The sequence below is a fragment of the Polynucleobacter sp. AM-25C3 genome, from assembly GCF_018882335.1.
GTDB lineage: Bacteria > Pseudomonadota > Gammaproteobacteria > Burkholderiales > Burkholderiaceae > Polynucleobacter.
Genome location: NZ_JACVOS010000051.1, coordinates 1 through 225 on the forward strand (window position 1 = coordinate 1; position 225 = coordinate 225).

The following is a 225-nucleotide window of genomic DNA, read 5'->3' on the forward strand; positions in this document are numbered from 1 at the left end:
GTAGTGGCGGTATTGCAAGTGCTACTACGGTAAATGATGGCGGTACTCAAGCTGTTAGTAGCGGTGGTAGTGCGATTAGTGCGACCATCAGTTCTGGCGGTAATCAAGCTGTTTATGGTGGTGCTAGTGTGAGCGCTACTACGCTAAGCAGTGGCGGTAGCCAGACCTTCCTGAGCGGCGCTATTGTGAGTGGTCTTACGGTAAATGATGGCGGTACTCAGATTA

General features: G+C 51.1%; 1 protein-coding gene. It reads left to right on the forward strand.

Annotated elements, in window-relative coordinates; genetic code table 11:
- Positions 1-225, forward strand: a 225-nt coding sequence (locus ICN12_RS10815; RefSeq protein ID WP_216272513.1) for an AIDA repeat-containing protein, incomplete at both ends; no start/stop codon positions are given.